Origin of the sequence: Anaerocolumna jejuensis DSM 15929 (genome assembly GCF_900142215.1) — a bacterium.
Taxonomy (GTDB): domain Bacteria; phylum Bacillota; class Clostridia; order Lachnospirales; family Lachnospiraceae; genus Anaerocolumna; species Anaerocolumna jejuensis.
In genome coordinates, this window is the sequence record NZ_FRAC01000008.1 from 120,960 (window position 1) to 139,105 (window position 18,146).

Here is an 18,146-nt window from a genome sequence, read left to right on the forward strand (position 1 = left end):
TAATTTGTGTTTATGCTTAAGTTTATTGTTGCTTATTCCTTCAGCAGATTACCCTTTAAAATTTCAGTGATAATTGCAGAAACCTCTCCGGATGCTTCGAATACCCTTTTATTGTGCTGAATCATATACACAGCCGCACTTTCGCCAATCTGGCTTACGAACACCGCCTGGCAGTCGTTTAAAACAGTCAGCACCTGTTGAAATTTACCCTCATGGTGTCCCTGATACTTCACTGGTATCTTTCGGGTTTCGACAAAGGAGCTGCCGCTGCCAACATCATAAATCTGCCAATAACGCGCATTCCCAAAGTGCTGGTCCACACAGCTGTTATCCATGCTTGCAAATGCTATTCTCATATCCTCACCCATTGTATACCGCTTTTCATTCATACTTGCTCCCATTGCATTCCGCAGACAAGTCTGCGGTACTGCCATAAATAATGGAGTGAAAGCGCTTTTCTTTCACACTGCTCCCATTGCATACCGCAGACAAGTCTGCGATACTGCCATAAATAATGGAGTGAAAGCGCTTTTCTTTCACACTGCTCCCATTGCATACCGCAGACAGGTCTGCGGTACTGCCTTAAATAATGGAGTGTGAAAGCGCTTTTCTTTCACACTTTCACCTGTAAGTTGCAAGAACATTATGGTAAATGTCCTCAATTACTCTTAACCCGCCGGTAAAGCCAGCATAGTTCGTTGTCAGCACCAGGCGGTAGGGTGTGGGTACAGCAGCAGACAGGAAGTCATAATCCTTTTCCTTTGCCAGCTCCTTATCCCAGCCGCTGCCGATAATAATGCCCCTTCCCTTATGATGAAGCCCCCTTATGATATTCTGTGCCTTGCCTGCATCCGGCTCAAAATAAAGGGGTATCTCTCTCTTGTCGGAGGTACTGTTCAAATCCCTTCGAATCTGCTCCTGAAACTTCTCCGGTGTATTATCTACGATAAACTGCTCCTTTGGTACAATGCCGACTTCATGGAGCAAAAATTTACTTAATGCAGTCACATACCCGGCATCGTGGAGAATATGCACATGACTTGGAAGGCCATACCGAAACTCAAGGAGAAAGGTTGCCAGATTATCTATTTCTTCGTAATAAGCATCCGACTCCTGTTTGATAAATGCCAGGGCTTTCTTTTCCTCTATTTTCGCACCCTGCTCCAGGGCAAATGCAAGCACCTGCTTTAAAAACCTTTCCGTTTCATTTGCACCTATGGGAATATGGGGAAACCAGGTATAATCCTGCTGATATCTATTCTTTAATTTATCCACGACAGGCTTGCCGTACCATGGGCTGACTAAAATATTAAAATTAGCTCTTGGTATGGACTGCCATTCCAAAACTCCTTCTGACTGCGGCCCGAAGAGTATGTTGGCCTTGAGCCCTATGCCGGCCAGCAGACGCTTATATTCTGCAAGATTCCCTTTCCAAAAGGGGTCCTGATACGGTATTGAGGCAAACAGGTTAACGGTATTTGCTTCGCTTCTGGGCTCATTGCTATCCTCAAACAAGCTGACATACTGCTCAATAATCCCGTTCACCACAAGACTGTGGGCTTCAAAATTGCTCGCCTTAAAACCCGCTGTCTCAACTGATACAATGGGCTTGCCCGCGTCCTGAAACTCTTGTACAAGACTGTCGACATCATCCCCCACAATGCCGGCTGTGCAGCCGGTAAGGACGACCTGCAGATCCGTATCAAGCACCTTATAGGTATTCGTAATGATCTGGCGCAGCCTGTCTATACCGCCGAATACGACCTCTTTTTCGGTGAAGTTGGTACAGGGCGACGTACTGCCGCCGGCGTAACCGGTACTGCGTTCAAAGAAGCCCTGTATCATATCGCCGCAGCCGGGACCGGAATGGAGTATGGGCACTGCTTTCGGAATGGCCACAACACTTTGCAGTGCGCCGATGGCACAGGTATAACGCTCTTGCTCTATGATTCCGCTCATTTGCCGGTACCTCCTGCCAGGAAATAATGCGGTTCCTGATTCAGCCACCAGTTTGTATAGGGGTTCACCGCATGCTTTTCTAAATTTTTCACAAACTCATCATTTTCCAGGGTTTCAAGAATCCGTTCACCGTAATTGACCAGCCCTTCATAGCCCATTCCGTAATGTTCATCCCCTATGAGGAGGGACGGGATGCCAAGCTTTGCTCCCCATAAGGTCATGCCTCCGTGACGGGCCATGAGAATATCGGGACGGAGTTTATTTAAACTATTCACAAGTTCAAATTCCTGCTTGTTGCATATATTAAAGTTTGGTACATTGCCATAGTCATTTACACGCTGTGCAAGCTGGTCATTCTCCTCACGGCCGCTGTCGTAAATGGGGTCGTGATGGAAAATAGCAGCGCCGGACGCCTCTATGCCAAGCTCTCCCAGGATGTCTAAAATCGCGTGTCCGTGAGCCGCTCCCGCTGTTACATAGGCTGTCTTTCCTTTCAGCTTTTCCCGTAAGGCCTCTATCTGGGGCAGATATTCCCTTTTCTTTTCCGCAATGAGCTCTTCTGCTGTTTCTTCTTTGCCAAGAGTCCTTCCTAAAGCCCTGAACCACCTGTCAGTCTGTGCTATGCCATAAGGCGGGGCCGCCGGAATTTCAGGAACTCCGAATTCCTGTTCAAGGGCTGCCCCCAGGTAGCTTCCCAGAGTGGAACATGCCTGGACCGTCGCGGCTGCTTCTGAGGAATATTTCAAGGATTCCATCGTGGAATAGGGAGTAATATAATTTGGCTTTGCTCCAAAGGGGGCGAACCATTCTTTGAATATGTCACTTCCCCAGAAATTAACGACATTTATGATATCACTGCGGTGCTCACGGGGCTTTGCAATCAATTTCCGGGCAATGCCATGATATGCCGCATCAAATCCCGTCGTCCATACACGGGAACGGAAGCCTTCGCAGAAAATAGCCACAACAGGAATACCAAGCTCCTCTTCGGCCTGTTCACATACACTCTCAACATCGTCACCGATTATCCCTGCGGCACAGGTTGTAAGTACAAAGATGACGTTGGCTTTCGTTCGCTCATATACTTCGTTTATGGCCTTTGCAAGCTTAACATTGCCGCCGTATACGGTATCCTTTTCCTGCAGATTCGTAGAGTAAATCTTTCGCTGGGTAGGCTTATCAACATTCCGCAGGGGTGAATTTACTCTGTAGGTAAAGGCAAATTCATGGAAGCAGGACGAACAGCCCACAGGCCCATGGCTGATAACCGCCCCGTCCTGGACCAGTATTGTCATACATGCCGCTTTCGAGGTTGCACAGCCAAGACACTGGCTAAAGGAACGGTTTTTATCTTTTAAGCCGCATTGTGATTCATTGACCAGTCCTTCGGCGCTGCCCTGGTAACCGGTTATGGAGTTAATGCGTATTTCACGTATTTGTACAGCAGGTATTGATAAATTTACTTTTGACATATTGATAGGTACCTCCTATTTTGCTAATTTTAAGTTTGTCACCGTCCAGGCGGTATGTACGCCTGTCAAGAAGTGCTCTGGCACCGAGATGCCGATAGAACGCGGCACCTGCCAGGCGCATTTGTAAGCTCATCCAAACACTTCCTTAAATGCCTGCTCCAAATCGGCAATTAGATCCTTTGGACTTTCCAGCCCCAGGGACAGACGGATAGTGTCCGTGCCGAGACCCACAAGTTCCCGCTGGCCAGGGGTCAACTCAACGTGAGTCGTTTCAGTGGGATTGATGATCAAGCTCCTGGCATCCCCTATATTTGCCTGGTAGCCAAATACTTTTGTTGCGGCAAGAAATCTGCGTTTTTCTTCTTCCGTACCTTTGAATCCAAAGGACAATACCCCGCCTGCCCCTTTCGGAAAATATTTCTCAGCAAGGGATTTATAGGGATTGTTTTTCGCCGCCGGGTGACACACCCATTTGACATGGGGACTGTTTTCGAGATATTGAATAACAGCCAAGGCATTGGCCACCTGCTTACTTACCCGCTCGGACAGTGTTTCAAGTCCTAATAGCACGAGATAGGCATCAAAGGGGCTAAGCGCCGCGCCGAGATAATTCAGATGTACGGCACGTAGCCGTCCGGTAAAGGGGGTCTTTGGAAATACTTGCAAAATATTGCGTTCTATATTATCTGTACCACGGAGAAACCATAAGGGCCGTTCAAAATGTGGGAAATTACCGCTGCCATAATTAAACTTTCCGCTTTCGATTACCGCTCCTGCGATTACATTCCCATGGCCGGACAATCCCTTTGTGGCGGAGTAGACAACCACATCGGCACCATATTCAAAGGGATTTAAAAGATAAGGCGTAGCAATCGTATTATCCACAATTAACGGAATTTTGCGGCTGTGTGCTATCCCGGCAATTTTATTCATATCCGGAATTGTTGCAAAGGGATTTGTAAGGCTCTCTATGTATATGGCCCGTGTATTTGACTTTAGTCCCCTTTCAAAGGCAGACACATCATCGGGATTTTCTATTATGTCTATTTCAAGTCCGATATCCGGGAATATGGAGGTAAATGCATCAACCGTACCGCCGTAAAGCCTTGCGGTAGTAAGTATCCTTCCTCCCTTTCCGGCTGCATTGAGAAGGGCATAACTAACCGCTGCCATACCGCTTGCTAAAGCAATCGCTCCTGCCGCCCCATGAAGTGCCGCCAGACGTTTTTCCAGTATATCAACTGTTGGATTGCTCAGCCGCGTATAAATCGGGTCGTCCTCCGAAAATGAAAACAGCCGGTCAGCCCGGTAGCTGTCCCCAAGGCCAAAAGCAGCCGTCTGGTAAATAGGTACGGAAACGGCATTATTATGCAGGGATGCATCGTATCCTCCCTGGACTTTCAGTGTATCAAAATCGTAACTCATTTTCCTCTCTCTTTCCTTTTCCTTACAGATAATAGCTGGTACCCCTGAAACAGGGAAGTATGAGCAGCAGTATCCTCCAATACCAGTAACTAAAAAAGGAGGTCTAAAAAGCATACATTCGCAAATGACGCTTTTCAAACCTCCAGTTATCTGGTCAGTTAATTCAATATTAATTTTTTGCCTGCTCACATTTTTATCTGCCAGCTTTTTAATCTATCACTTTTATATAGCAATTTTTTAAATACTACAATTCCTATAGGATTATATTTACTAAACAGGATAAAACAATAAACCTATTCTGTCAAGTAAATTCATTCAAAAATTACTTTTTTATTAATGCCCTCGAAGGAAATACCTGTTTTATAACTTCTGCCTCCAGTTTTCATCCTTTTCCTTACTGGAAGCCGTTGCTTTTTCTAACTGGTAGACGATTTCACTAAAGTACCTTGCGGGCACCTTATCAAGGTCTATTCCCTTATCCTCTGTTACTTCATCATATTCATAGCTTCCTCTCTTAACCGTACCCGCTTTATAAAACCTGGCTTCATAGACAGTGACATCCTCTGTTTCATAGCCTACATAGGAGCCGGAAAAGTGGAGTTCTACTCCCAGGGATAGGGAAGCATCCTCTCTGTAAAAGGTATAATAACCTCCCGCATCCTGTACGGAGCCCCGGTACCAACCTATACCAAGAAGCTTTCCCGACAGTGACATGGGATTCAGTATTAACCCTCCGAAGCGCTCCAGGGATTTCTTTCCCTTTTCCTCCTCCGTCAAAGGAAATACCTTTCTAGCCAGCTGTTCCACCGGCTGTACGACTTCATAATCCTTTAGCTGCTCTTCCCATTTTTCAATGCTTTCCTTTGTCAATTCAATAGGATGTACCAGTCCGATTTTACCTTTCTCCGGAAGGAAATATTCTTCCTGAGGAAGGAAAAATTCTTCCTCATCCTCCGTATTAAAGCTTCCATCCTCCATATAGCGGAAGGTATGGAGCAGCTTATCCTCCTGATAGCAGCCCCAGATTAAACCAATGGCAAATTGGTGCATAATCGGATTCTTTACAAAAAGGCTCTTCCAGGCGGCTGTCTCCCACTTTCTCTCAACAGACAGGGCCAAATCCAGACGGAGCTTCTGATTTGCAACAGCTGCTTTCATTTGCTTCTTTAAAAGCTTGAATTCTTCCAGTGCAGCCTGTGCCTTTCCCTCATCATCCTTCTTGCCGGGGGACGGAAGGTTTTTAAGCTTTTTATCATTTTCATCCACAATTTCAATATCCAATGCCGGTGTAATATATACAAAAAAGCGCCTTTCACCATAATCGAAGATTCTCTGCATCTCCTCGTTAAAACCAAGGTCCGGTACTATTTTATCCGCTAATTCTTCCGTTGTCAGGCCAAGCTCTTTGGCCGCAAAATTAAGGGCTTCCATGGCTGCTGCTTTAATCTGCTTAAATTTGAACTTTCTGGATATGCTGTCAACCAGAAGCAGAGCGGAGGGCGTATCATTTAAAGCCAGGGCTTTTACTGCTTCTGCCGCAATGGCACCTCTTGCATTCTGAGGCCATTGGTTAATGCCGGTCTGAAGCTTGTACACAATCTCGGAACCGCCATGAATAGCCGATGCATAGAGAACCCATTTCTTCTTTGCTTCCGCTCCTGCTTCCATCCACTTATCGAACAGCTCGTTCATATAAAGTGCAAGCTTCTTCTTATTCAAAGGCTCTGTCAGAAGAAGCACTTCCCTGTTTATTCCCGGAACTGCCATGCTGTAATAGGAAAGCAAAATTGCCTGCATATATTCCTGGGATACTTCCTCCCCACCTTCCGTATGTACTGCCGTAAAAGGAGTCTCATAGGCCCATTGAAGCCCTTTCTTTCTGCCGCCCTTGTGCAGTTCTCTGACATATTCTTCTGCAGTCGCCTGGCCCCCAGCCCCTGTATTTTCTTCGATATTCAGAAGATTCTTTATCATATCCTGGAGCTTTTTGCTTTTCTCAGTTTCCAAAACTCCTTCCAGGACAGACTTGTAATCCTTTTTCCATCTCATAAGGACAAGAAGCGAAACCTCCCGCTCCGTGGATTTTTTTGATTTCAGCTTCTCCAGTACCTCCGGCTCCCATTCCTCATGAGCTGCCACAATCTCAACCAGACGCTCTGATACCAGCTTGGAAGTATCGGAAAAAGCCTTGAAAAGGTTATCCTTATAGCGGCCTGCATTTGCTCCCAGGGTGTTTATTCCTATAAACCTGCCGGTAGCACCTGCCGTTTCAAAGGCCTTCAATACTTCTTCTTCCTTTTGATCCAAATATTTTGCAAAGATGGAAACCAGATGTTCCAGGAAAGTAATCTTTTTCTTATCCGTATAAATTCCATCATAGATAATCTCCGCCGTATTCAGCTGGTAACCATAAGCCAATCCCAGCTCCTCCCAGGTCTGAAACAGCTCTGCAATCTCTTTCAGGCGGTACCCCTCTTCCTTATCCGCCACAAAGTTCTGGAAAAAGAAGTATGCTCCCTCCTGGAATGACAGATAAGTCATACAGCGCTTATAAAAGCTGTCATGTTTCTTAGCTTTCCTGTAATTCTCCATGACTTTACCGCTCCGGTTGTAATAGCTTCTTTGATTCTGAATTTCCTTTACATAGGGATACAGGATTTCTACCGGCTCATTTTCCAAAAGAAATCTCTTTACTGCAGCTGCCGCATTTCCATCGGGGAGAATGCTTTCAACAATTTTTTTCTGAAGCACTGCCGCCGTATTATCAGCCAATGTTTTATATTGTATGGGATAGCTTGCCCTGATGGCTTCCAAAAGATCTGCCTGAACCGACAGGGATGCCTGCTCCACAGCCTTGCCATAGGACTCATAATCCTGTATGATTTCATAATGCAGCGCTGCTTTTAACCCCTTGCCGCCGCACCAGATAATATAGGGGACAGGCGCCAGCATCAAATCGTCCTTCAGCCTGCCCTTCCAATAATCCCCATCCCCTTTCTTTATGAATTCATATATCGCATCCAGCGTATCCTCCATATTTCCCAGGGCACATAATTTTAAGAAGCTCTGGAAGCGATAGGAAAGCTTGTAATGAATATTAATGCTTCCGGCTAACAATTCCAGCAGGTATTCATCCATGGGATGCTTTTGGAAAAGCCTGGCGGCTTCTTCTCCCATAGAACGTTTTCCATCCTTGTCTGCCTCAATGTACTCCCGTATCTTCCCCTTTTCTGCCTCATTGACAGGCAGCAGATTATCAAGGCTTTCCATAATACTGTTTTCAAAGTTCTTAATATACTTTCCTATCTCAGGATTTTGTTCATATCCGGTTTCCTTTTTGCGGAAAACTCCGGCCAGTCCATTCAGAAGGCCCTTCTTCTCCTCCCTTTCCGGCTCTTTTTCCTTCACCAGGGTAAAATAGGCGCTATAAATCAGCAGCTTCCCGTTTATGTTCCGGCTCTGCCATTTGTCAAGGGCTTCTGAAAGCACTTCCATCCGGTTTCCGGCCAGGTCCAGTATCACTTCAATCATCCGTTTATCTAACATGTATGTATTATAGGCAAAGCCTTCCGCATACAGAGTGACAGCCTGATATGCCTCAATATTTTTTATAAATTCGCTCTCCTTGATATTGTAACGGATTTCCTGCATGGGAAATACATGGACACAGGTTGAGCCTCCAATCTGGAACACGATGTCAAATAACAGGTGTGCCTCCTCCAGTCGATTCTTTTTTAACAAGCCGGAAAATGCCTGGATACCGGCTTGCTGCTCCTCCTGCTTCAGTTCCGATAAATCCTTTTTGGGGAACAGGGACAGCAATTCTTTATCTCCCTCCAAAAGGTATTTTTCCGCCGTATCCATCAGGCTGGTGCTTAATCCGAGACAGCTTAACGCTTCGAGCATTTTTTCCAACTGCAGTTCGTTCTGATTCTTCAACTTCCTTCCTCCTGTCTGATTTTTTTAAGCAATTTAAATCTCTTATTTTTTAATCTGCTTATTATTTTTTAGTCGTTTTTTCTTTCCTGTCTGCTTATTATTTACTATTCGTTTTTTCTTTCCTGTCTATTTACTATTTTCTATCTTTTACTATTTTCTATCAGATTTTTTATTTATATTATCTGCCATGTTCTTACCTTATCCAGTGTCAGCTTCCTTTCGCACAGGGACAGGTATTGGTCCAGACTGCAAAACAAATCAACTGCCCGGTCAAAATCACCGGACATCCGGTGCCTGTTTGCTTTTACCTCTTCCGCCAGCTCCTTTAGCTTCTCTCCGGCAAAGGTGAGCCCGCACTGCCTGCAGGTATCCGATATTTTATCCATTTCCTCCAGTGTCCCGTCATGAGCGGATACCAGGCCGCTGGTAAACAAATCGGAAAGCAGCCTTTTTGTCTCTCCTAGGACTTCTTCCAGATAATCCATTTCTTCCATGCCAAATTCCTCCATGCCCTTTTCTTACACGCCTTCCCACAGGGCTGTTCACAATCTTCAGAGCTGTAAATGTCATTCTTAAGAGCGACCACGACATAATTCAGATGTGTCAACACTATCCTTCAGGGCTGTCAACATTATCCTTCTGGGATGCCAATGTTATCCTTCAGAGCTGTCAATACCATCCTTCTGGGCTGTCAGCACTATTCTTCAGAGCTGCCCACGACATCCTCCTGGGATATCACACCGTCTCTGATATCTGTCAGTGATTCCTCTCCTACTCCAGATCATCATAATAATTAATAGGATAAAGTCTCATAATCCCTTCCTTTACATAAAGGAAGCCAAAGAAGCAGGGTACTTCCGCGTCTCCCTGTCCGATTCTCTTTGCCAGACGCTCCAGATACCGTATGGTATAATGCTCTGTTTTCGAGTAGGACACTTCCAGAAGAATTTTCTGTTCCTCTTTGTCGTACAGCTCCATGGAATACTGCTGCTTGATACTATCAAAGGATGGATTTTTTATATAGGCCGGCTGCAAAAGAACCAGGTTGTTCTCAGCCTCTCCCTCCTGCTGCCAGGAATCAGCCAGACGTTCGTCAAATACCTGCTTAAAGCTCTCAAAATACTGGCCTTTTAACTTCTCCCTTACCAGCCTTCGCCGCCCCAGATATTCCGCTCTTGCCTCAGCTGAGGAGGAAAGCCTGTGTTCCCGGGAGGCCTTCCCATTCTGTAAAAGGATTCCGGCCTCTGCCAGCTCCTCCAGCTTGCAGGGGAGTTCCCAGGGGGCTTTTCCCTGGTCAACCGGAGCTCTTCTCTTTTCCTTTTCATAAAAAACAGGTCTTGCATTGGTATAGGTATACCATTCCAGGGTATCCTCATTCAGAAAATAGAAGGTCTCTCCCTCATAGCCGGATTTGCTGACAAACTCCCTTTGCCCCATACCGGAGAGCTTAAGGGGAGGACAAGGGAAATACCCGGTACGGAATTCTCCTGCAAGCTCCCTGACTTCTTCATTGGTCTGTGCCTTTTCCAGGGCCTCTGCCTTCCGGTAAAGGCTGCACAGCCGATGCAGCAGCAGTTTCACCTGAAAGGACGCTGTCCTCTTAAAATACAGTTGGTATTCAGCGCTTAATTCCCTTAAATCCCTTTCAAAATCCGGCAGCTCCCGGTTATGACCGATAATAGCCAGCCGTTCCAGGGAATCCATTACCGTCTGCGAGCTTCTGGCTAAGCCTGTTACCAGCTGTTCACCCAGAAAATCCTTCAGCAGTCTGGCAAATTCCCTTACCTCCTCCCATTGAAGGGGATTCTTCTCCTCCCATTCCGGCAGCAGCTCCTCCACTGTTAATTTTCCGGCATACAGCTGGTAGGATAGGACTGCTTCCGCCTTATGCTGGCAGAACTCTTTTTTATGGCAGCTGCAGGAGGAATATTCGACGGGCTCCAGCAAACGGACGGTTATGTCCGTATCCGGAAAATGGACGGTAATAATGGAGCTTACCCTAATATCCGGCTTCATACCCTGGTTTAGGGCATAGTACAGACTCTGAAACCGCTTTTCTCCTATTGCCTTCTTTAATTTTACCAAAGGATATCCCAAAATTGTAGGGAAGGCTTCCTGCTGCCGGACATTCTCTGCCATTTCCCCCGCCTTTTGCCCGCTCTCCTTTATTCCGCCTGCCTGCCTTTCTTTTAGGGCTCCCTCTTCCTCCGTTTTCCTTAATTCTTTACTGTTTTCTTTTCCCTTTTCTTCTCCAGTTTTTTGTCTGTTTTCTTCTCCAGCTTTATCTCCGTTTTCTTCTCCCTTTTCCTCTCTTATTTTTTCTCCGTTTCCCTCTTCTGTTTTTTCTCCATTTTCTTCTTCTGTTTTTTCTCCGTTTTCTTCTTCCTTCTCCCCATTCCCATCTTTACCGGAATTGTACAAATCCCTGGCATAAAGAACAGCCATTACGATATGCTTGCAGATACTTCTGGAAGGGCAGCTGCATTTGCTCTCTCCCAGGGGATATACCAGGGTACAGGTGGCATCCTCCACTTGTACCGTAAGACAGTTTTCTTCTTCCGTCAGGCTAAGAGCTGCCTGCTCCAAATCCTTGCAGGCCCTTTTCACAATTCCCTTATTTGTCAGCCCGGTAAGATATTCTTCATTGGCGCCCTGGAGGCGTTGCTTCCATTCACTCATCCGACTATCCTCCCCACCCAGTCTGCCAGCCCCTCCGGTGTCATGGCAGCTACATGGGCTCCCAGGTCTGCCAGGCGGGAGGCTGCATTCCTGTCATAATTGGGGTTGGCCTCCATATCAAGGGCTGTAAGGGCAATGAATTTGGCCCCGGATTCGATAATCTGCCTGCTTATGGAGTATAACCTCTGGTAACCCCCTCCTTCATAGAGGTCCGATATGAGCACTACCATGGTCCGGCTGGGATTTTCAATGAGCCCTTCACAATAAGACAGGGCACCTGCAATATCGGTTCCGCCGCCCAGCTGGACACTCATAAGGGTTTCCACCGGGTCCTCCACATAGCCGCTTAAATCCACTACATTGGTGTCGAATATAACTAGTCTGGTATCCAGCATGGGAAGCCTGGCAAAAATCCCGGCAGTCACTGCACTGTGTATTACCGAATCCAGCATGGAGCCGCTTTCATCTACAGCTAAGATAATCCGCCAGGTGTTGTATTTCTTTATTCTGGCATGGAAATAAACCCGGTTAAGCACCAGCTGCCTGCTCTCCCTATCGTAATATTTTAAATTGTTGTATATTGTTTTTTTAATGTCCAAATTTCGAATGGAGGGTACATGACTGGCCTTTGTACGGTCCAGCTTTCCAAGCAGGGCTTTCTTCATATCCTGCTCCAGCTTCTTCATCAGCTCCTCCGCCACCTTCTTCACGATTCTTCGGGCGGTTTCAAGAACCTCTCCTTTCATCATGGATTTCAGCTGAAGAATCGTCTTCAGCAATTCCTGGTTAGGCTCCAGCTTCTCCAATACTTCCTTATCGGTTAACAGCTCGGACATGCCGTAATTCTCCAATGCATGGTGCTCCATAATTTCCACAGTTTCCTTTGGAAAGAGCACCCGGATTTTATTCAGCCAGCCGGAAACTGTCAAATTGGAATCACCGCTGCCGCCTTCTTTTCGTACTCCCGAATCTTCTCCATACTCTTTTGAATATAAATAATCCAGCACTTCTTCCATCTCCATGTAGTGAAGCTCCGCACCTTCAAAGGATAGATGCTCTTTGGAATACTTGCCCAGAATCAGCCGCCATTTATTCAATTGCTCCATATCGTCTGCCATTGTATCACCTGCCTTTTCCTTTTTCACCGGCTGCTACATTCTATTTAATACCTTATCGTTAAGGTCTTTGCCGTATTTATAAATCAGAGGGGAGATTTCCCGTAAGGATAACAGCTCCTTTCCCTTAATTCCATGATGCTCTGCTGCCTTCCTTGCAATCTCATCAATTTCTCTTGGTGTAAAATAGCCAAAGGCCATGCGAAGCTCCGGCAGGATTCCCATAAAATCTTCTTCCGACAGCTTTTCCAGAAAGGTATCCATCATTCCAATAAAGGAATCTCCCACAAATACCAAATCCCTTGCAGTAAAGAAGAGTCCCCGGAACAGCTTTGCCCCCGACAGCAGCTTGTCATGGGTACCTGCCATATAGCCATAGCAGACCTGTTCAATTTCCGAAACCCCACTCCTTCCGCTGCCATAGAGAATTCCCCTGATACAGCCCTCCAGTCCTGCCTGTATCTGTACCTGCAGCAATTTTTCCAGAGCTTCGTAAAATAGTTCTGCTTTATCCTGGTATTCCTGCCTTTGCATCAATTGATAGAGGCTCTGTAACGCCGTCATGGTGGAAGGCACATCCTCTTCCTTCAGTCCGGCCATAAGGGGAAGGAGGAAGATGATTTTTTCACAGGCAGTGCCGATAAGATCTGACAGCTCTAAATCTGTCTGATACAGCCGGTTCTGCTCCTCCAGCATAATCAGCCCGGACAGGGCCTCCACCAGAGAAAAGAAATCCTCATCCCTGCGAAGAATCGTTTCCATCCGGTACATAATTCCAGGGAGCTGCTCTTTCATCCCCATTTCATACATCTGCGTCAGCAGCAGGGTTCCTTCCCTGCTGTTCATTTCCTCCTTCATACGCTTTAAAGCGATGGCTGCACAGGCCTCTGTCATACTGGCTCCGGATACGGATACGTCAATAAGAGCCGCCACGACCTGACTGCTCCATTTATATTTCCATATCTCCCGAATCAGATTCTTATCCTTTTTAGTCCGAAGATTGGGTCCTTTTACTTTGTGCGCAAATGCCGTATTCAGAAATTCTGTCTGGTAAAAAAATTTGCTGATGTCACGGTGCCTTTTTGACGAAAATATCTCAAGAGTTACTTCATTGGACAGAGTCGAGCGGATATTCAACCGAAACTGCCTGCACCTTTCTTCAAAGTCCTGCACAATGGGCGGAATACTGGCATTTTTACACAGACTGCCTATACCGTTCCCTGTCAGCTTCTCCTTCAGGATACGAAGAGGCAATTCGGTTGAAGGGCCATACTCACCCTTTACAAAGCAGGCCAGAATACTGTCAAAAAGTTCATAGACACCCGGTGCCCCTTTTCCCCGAAGGGATGCCAGGCCCGTAAGCATAGAATAGGCACAAATCTCATCATAGGAAGACAGGCCCCCTTCCTTCTTACGCATTGCTCCCCCGGTTGCTACAAGGTATTTTAAGGCCGTATCTTCAAAGGCCCTGAGATTATTCTTTTCTGCTTCCTCGTATATATCCTGGTAATATCCCGGATAGGGCATACCGCTGGCATAGCCGTTGAGACTGTCACAGGCTTCCATGGAATAAGACATCAGATAAGTTCCCTCCGCCTCCTTCTCCATAGCATGAAGGGGATATTCTTTTAAGGGCACGGTTTTATCCCTGCAAAGCTTTACCAGGGCCGGGGTATGAAAGCCTCCTGTTACGACCAGGATTTTATGGAAATCCTTTTCCTTCTCCCGAATCTTTTGTGCCATAAAAGCTTCCCTGCTCAGGCACCCTTCTGCTTCCAGGTCTGCCTCGCCTGAATGATGCCTGGATAGAATGCAGTAAGCCAGCATATGCTTTACAAACTGCTCCGTACTCTCCTGCATTCCTTCAATCTCAAAGTATTTCTCCCATAATTCGTCAAAGCTCCTAAGACCTGCTTTTGCTACCAGCTCTTCGATGTACTTATTCTTTGATAGCAGATAATCATCATTATAGTTGCTTTTTTCTTCTTTTTTTAATAGTCCCCTGCCAATTTCGGAGGCTATTAGTATCTCACTGTAAGGAAGGTCAATAAACTCTGCCTTGATTCCTCTTTTAACCCCTTCTCTGACCGAAACCAGCTCAGGAGAGCAATCCAAAAAAGGATAGTAGCATTTATAATCTTCCTTTTCTTCACTGATATAGCCCTTTGCATCCCGGTAGGAATAATAAATGGCAATGGGTGCCCTGGTGTCCTCATGGGTCATAACCGCAAGGAGCTCATTTGCGCTTATGGGCCCTTCCACTAAAATGCAGTCCGGCCTGTATTCCTCAATGACTTTTTTTAAATGCCAGGCACAGGCAGGGCTGTGGTGTCTCACGGGAAAATACACAGCCGGCCGGTTATAGGAAAAAGCCTCCGCAAATACTTCCTCTATCTGATCCATTTCCTCGCTTCGTAGTACTTCATCCATAATCCGCCCTCTTTATTTCCTTTGTCCCTGATAACTGTGTTAAAATATCCCTTTATCTTTTCAATATCGTCTCTGTTTTCCTTGGCAACGGCTCCCAGCAGGTTCTGTACCAGACAGTCCGTACTAAGGCTTCCGTCTCCGTAATAATAACCTGTCAGCATGGTCTGATAATAAACGGAAACTGCCTCTGCCGTACTCATAACAGCAGCGGGTCTATCTATCTGGTGCCCCATACTGGAAATCCCTTCACGCAATTCATGATAGGTGGAAGCCAGTAATTCCGCGATATCTTCATCGGCTGTTTTCTCTATGCTGCTTTCCTTTGCCAGTTTATTTACTTCATTGATTATGATTTGTTTTTCCAAAGCCGCTTCCCTAATGGGGAATACCGTTTCAAAATTAAACCTGCGCTTAAGGGCGCTGCTCATTTCATTGACCCCTTTATCCCTGGTGTTGGCTGTTCCGATCACATTAAAACCCTGTCTGGCAAATAAAAAGCCCTCTTCCCTGAGCTCCGGCACATTCAGCACCTTGTCACTCAGGACGCTGATTAAGCTGTCCTGTATTTCCGCCGGTGTTCTTGTGATTTCCTCAAACCTTGTGATAATTCCCTTTTCCATACCGACATACAGGGGAGAAGGTACCAATGCCTCCCTGACCGGACCTTTTGCTAAAAGCAGGGCATAATTCCAGGAGTATTTAATCATATCCTCTGTTGTTCCCGCTGTTCCCTGGACGGTATTGGTGCTTACCCCGCTGATAGCCGCCGATAAAAGCTCTGACAGCATGGTCTTTGCAGTTCCGGGCTCTCCTACCAGCATCAGTCCGCGGTTTCCGGCCAGCGTCACAATACAGCGCTCCACCAAGGCATCGTTTCCCAAATACTTTTTCTGAATATGGTATTCCTTACCCTCAAAAACAATGGGGTTCCTGCTTCCTAATATAAAGGTCTTAACTGCCTGAGGCGACATCTGCCAGTTTAAAGGCTTTCTCGCCGTGTCATTTGCCTGTATAGCCCGCAGTTCCTCTTCATATTCCACTTCTACCGGGGGCTTTATCTGCACCTTTGAATTCATCCTGATATCTCCTTTTGTTCTCCATGAAATTATGTATTCCTTTGGTTGTACATCCTTTTCATGCCAAAGGCATTATTTGTCATATTATATCATAGGATTGCAGGATATGCTTCTACTTTTTTCTGCAACATGAATAGTACGATAGACCGATAACAGCCCTGAATATCCTTGAAAAATGAAAAAAGCTATCAGAATTCCGGGTAACGTTCATATTCCGGCGTGCATATGATGTAGAAAAATGGAGTAATCCGTCTTTAATCAAACCCTATAGGAGTCCATAAAGAAATGAAGGAAAGAAGGTATCTAAATGGAGGAAGATTTTCTTGGCGGCTTGACAGGGCGTATTGTCATTCCCTCTGACCCTGATTATAACCTGGCCAGACAGGGCTGGAATCATGCGGTACAGAACTATCCTCTTATTATTAATTACTGCCAGTCCCAGCAGGATGTACGCAATGCAGTCTTATGGTCTGTAAACCACAGCTTTCCCCTTCGTGTTCGAAGCGGAGGCCATAATTATGAAGGATATTCAAACGGCAATCGTGTTCTGGTAATTGATTTAAGTGAAATGAATAGCATTACATTAGAGGAAGAAAAAAATTTACTTCATATTCAAGGAGGAGTCACGAACAGGCTGCTTTATGACTTTGTTTCACAAAAGGGCTACCCTTTTCCAGGCGGTACCTGCCCGACAGTAGGTGTCAGCGGTTATGCCTCCGGCGGAGGCTGGGGACTTTCCTGCCGCTATCTGGGTTTAGGGTGTGACAGCCTTGAAGAATTTGAGCTGGTAGATTACCGGGGAACTGTACTAAAAGCAAATAAAAGCTGTAATTCAGACCTCTTTTGGGCTTGCCGAGGCGCAGGCGGCGGCAACTTTGGAGTTATTACTTCCATGACCTTTCAGCTGCCTAAAAAAACCAGAAATGTTACCTTAATTGAAATTGACTATCTTCATGTAGATTCCCTGATACAGGAGAGGTTTCTTAAGGTCTGGCAGAACTGGCAGGCCACTGCCGACAATCGAATGACCTTATTAGCAAGAATCTATCACACGGAAGCGGACGGTCCCGCCATGCTTGTAAGGGGATTTTTCTATGGAAAACCAGCGGAAGCAAAAGAAATGTTAGAACCCTTCCTGCTTCTGCCCAAAGCAGTAAAAAACATTGAATACGTTACCTTCCTGGAAGCGGTTACAATTATCGGAAGCTTTTATCCCCCTTTTGAGAAATTCCAGGCCGTCAGTGGTTTCGTCTTCCAGGATTTCGTTCCCAGTGAAAGAGCCCAGTTGGTCAGCTTGATTGAGGCACCGGCACCGGGTTCTGTCTTTACCGGCTTATCCCTGTATGCATTAGGAGGCAAAGTGTCCGAAACAGGAACCAATGATACCGCTTTCTTTTACAGAAAAGCCCGTTACATCCTATGGCTCGAAACAATCTGGGAGGATGACCGGTATGCTTGCTACAATAGGAACTGGATAGCCTGCCGTTATCCCGAGTTCAATTCTCTGACCACCGGCTCCTATGTAAATTTCCCATATTCCGGACTTTATTGTTATAAAAAGAAATACTTTGGCGGTCACGTAAGACCCCTGGAAGAAATCAAGCTAAAATATGATCCTGACAATGTATTTACCTTTCCGCAGGGCTTGTTCCCCAGCGGCAATAGCCCCTTCGAACCGGTTAATAACTCGCAAAATCCTCTGAAAGATATCCCTTGGGATTCATTAGTGGATTTGCTGGAGGCAGAAAAACAAAAGGAGACAGAGAAACAACAAGGATCAGAGAATCAACAAGAGGCTGAAAATCAGCAGGAATCAGGAAGTCAACAAGGGGCTGAAAACAAACTGAAGCCAGGAAATCAACAGGAATCAGAAACTCAACAAGGGGCTGAAAATCAGCAGGGATTAGGAGAACAACTGGGTACTGAAAATAAACTGACACCTGAAAATCAACAAAACACAAGAAGTTCAAGAAATCCAAGAGGTTTCCGATATGTTACTCGACGCAGAAAATATAGAAGTTTTTGATTGTTTATTTATAGTTATTACGAAA

13 protein-coding genes are annotated in these 18,146 nt (G+C 45.9%); 1 reads left to right on the forward strand and 12 read right to left on the reverse strand.

Features of this window, described 5'->3' with window-relative positions; all coding sequences use genetic code 11:
* Positions 1-32: 32 nt before the first annotated feature.
* From BUB77_RS06735 to BUB77_RS06780, 12 genes are all read right to left on the reverse strand, one after another.
* The gene (locus BUB77_RS06735; protein WP_242962407.1) at positions 33-389 is read right to left on the reverse strand and encodes a NifB/NifX family molybdenum-iron cluster-binding protein; all 357 of its coding nucleotides are present in this window, start codon (positions 387-389) and stop codon (positions 33-35) included.
* Positions 382-540, reverse strand: a complete 159-nt coding sequence (locus BUB77_RS29820; RefSeq protein ID WP_170866600.1) for a hypothetical protein — start codon at positions 538-540, stop codon at positions 382-384. The genes BUB77_RS06735 and BUB77_RS29820 overlap by 8 nt, the downstream gene beginning before the upstream one ends.
* An 81-nt stretch (positions 541-621) precedes the next feature.
* Complete coding sequence (locus tag BUB77_RS06740) at positions 622-1,959, reverse strand: nitrogenase component 1 (protein WP_073274163.1); 1,338 nt, start codon at positions 1,957-1,959, stop codon at positions 622-624.
* Complete coding sequence (locus BUB77_RS06745; RefSeq protein ID WP_073274165.1) at positions 1,956-3,431, reverse strand: nitrogenase component 1; 1,476 nt, start codon at positions 3,429-3,431, stop codon at positions 1,956-1,958. The genes BUB77_RS06740 and BUB77_RS06745 overlap by 4 nt, the downstream gene beginning before the upstream one ends.
* Positions 3,388-3,564: a hypothetical protein gene (locus BUB77_RS29825; protein WP_170866601.1), complete on the reverse strand. Its 177-nt coding sequence runs from the start codon at positions 3,562-3,564 to the stop codon at positions 3,388-3,390. Before BUB77_RS29825 ends, BUB77_RS06745 begins: the two co-directional genes overlap by 44 nt.
* On the reverse strand, positions 3,561-4,856 hold the full coding sequence (locus BUB77_RS06750; protein WP_073274566.1) for an O-acetylhomoserine aminocarboxypropyltransferase/cysteine synthase family protein: 1,296 nt from the start codon (positions 4,854-4,856) through the stop codon (positions 3,561-3,563). Before BUB77_RS06750 ends, BUB77_RS29825 begins: the two co-directional genes overlap by 4 nt.
* Before the next feature lie 360 nt (positions 4,857-5,216).
* Positions 5,217-8,795 carry a DUF4132 domain-containing protein gene (locus BUB77_RS06755; RefSeq protein WP_073274167.1) on the reverse strand — a complete coding sequence of 1,193 codons (3,579 nt, stop codon included), beginning with the start codon at positions 8,793-8,795 and terminating at the stop codon, positions 5,217-5,219.
* A gap of 173 nt (positions 8,796-8,968) precedes the next feature.
* Positions 8,969-9,289 carry a hypothetical protein gene (locus BUB77_RS06760; RefSeq protein ID WP_073274169.1) on the reverse strand — a complete coding sequence of 107 codons (321 nt, stop codon included), beginning with the start codon at positions 9,287-9,289 and terminating at the stop codon, positions 8,969-8,971.
* A gap of 277 nt (positions 9,290-9,566) precedes the next feature.
* Positions 9,567-11,474: an SWIM zinc finger family protein gene (locus BUB77_RS29830; RefSeq protein ID WP_073274171.1), complete on the reverse strand. Its 1,908-nt coding sequence runs from the start codon at positions 11,472-11,474 to the stop codon at positions 9,567-9,569.
* Positions 11,471-12,619, reverse strand: coding sequence for a VWA domain-containing protein (locus tag BUB77_RS06770; protein WP_330392511.1), 1,149 nt, complete (start codon positions 12,617-12,619; stop codon positions 11,471-11,473). The genes BUB77_RS29830 and BUB77_RS06770 overlap by 4 nt, the downstream gene beginning before the upstream one ends.
* A 6-nt stretch (positions 12,620-12,625) precedes the next feature.
* Positions 12,626-15,019, reverse strand: coding sequence for a DUF5682 family protein (locus BUB77_RS06775; RefSeq protein ID WP_073274175.1), 2,394 nt, complete (start codon positions 15,017-15,019; stop codon positions 12,626-12,628).
* Positions 14,980-16,095, reverse strand: coding sequence for an ATP-binding protein (locus tag BUB77_RS06780; protein ID WP_073274177.1), 1,116 nt, complete (start codon positions 16,093-16,095; stop codon positions 14,980-14,982). Before BUB77_RS06780 ends, BUB77_RS06775 begins: the two co-directional genes overlap by 40 nt.
* A 307-nt stretch (positions 16,096-16,402) precedes the next feature.
* Between BUB77_RS06780 and BUB77_RS06785 the strand changes: the two genes are divergently transcribed.
* Complete coding sequence (locus BUB77_RS06785; protein WP_073274178.1) at positions 16,403-18,121, forward strand: FAD-binding oxidoreductase; 1,719 nt, start codon at positions 16,403-16,405, stop codon at positions 18,119-18,121.
* Positions 18,122-18,146 lie beyond the last annotated feature (25 nt).

Bases quoted from the DNA above. Each gene is read 5' to 3' on its own strand.
- BUB77_RS06775 (WP_073274175.1), bottom strand. From the start codon at position 15,019: ATGGATGAAGTACTACGAAGCGAGGAAATGGATCAGATAGAGGAAGTA.
- BUB77_RS06750 (WP_073274566.1), bottom strand. From the start codon at position 4,856: ATGAGTTACGATTTTGATACACTGAAAGTCCAGGGAGGATACGATGCA.
- BUB77_RS06760 (WP_073274169.1), bottom strand. From the start codon at position 9,289: ATGGAAGAAATGGATTATCTGGAAGAAGTCCTAGGAGAGACAAAAAGG.
- BUB77_RS29830 (WP_073274171.1), bottom strand. From the start codon at position 11,474: ATGAGTGAATGGAAGCAACGCCTCCAGGGCGCCAATGAAGAATATCTT.
- BUB77_RS06780 (WP_073274177.1), bottom strand. From the start codon at position 16,095: ATGAATTCAAAGGTGCAGATAAAGCCCCCGGTAGAAGTGGAATATGAA.
- BUB77_RS29825 (WP_170866601.1), bottom strand. From the start codon at position 3,564: ATGAGCTTACAAATGCGCCTGGCAGGTGCCGCGTTCTATCGGCATCTC.
- BUB77_RS06740 (WP_073274163.1), bottom strand. From the start codon at position 1,959: ATGAGCGGAATCATAGAGCAAGAGCGTTATACCTGTGCCATCGGCGCA.
- BUB77_RS06785 (WP_073274178.1), top strand. From the start codon at position 16,403: ATGGAGGAAGATTTTCTTGGCGGCTTGACAGGGCGTATTGTCATTCCC.
- BUB77_RS06745 (WP_073274165.1), bottom strand. From the start codon at position 3,431: ATGTCAAAAGTAAATTTATCAATACCTGCTGTACAAATACGTGAAATA.
- BUB77_RS06735 (WP_242962407.1), bottom strand. From the start codon at position 389: ATGAATGAAAAGCGGTATACAATGGGTGAGGATATGAGAATAGCATTT.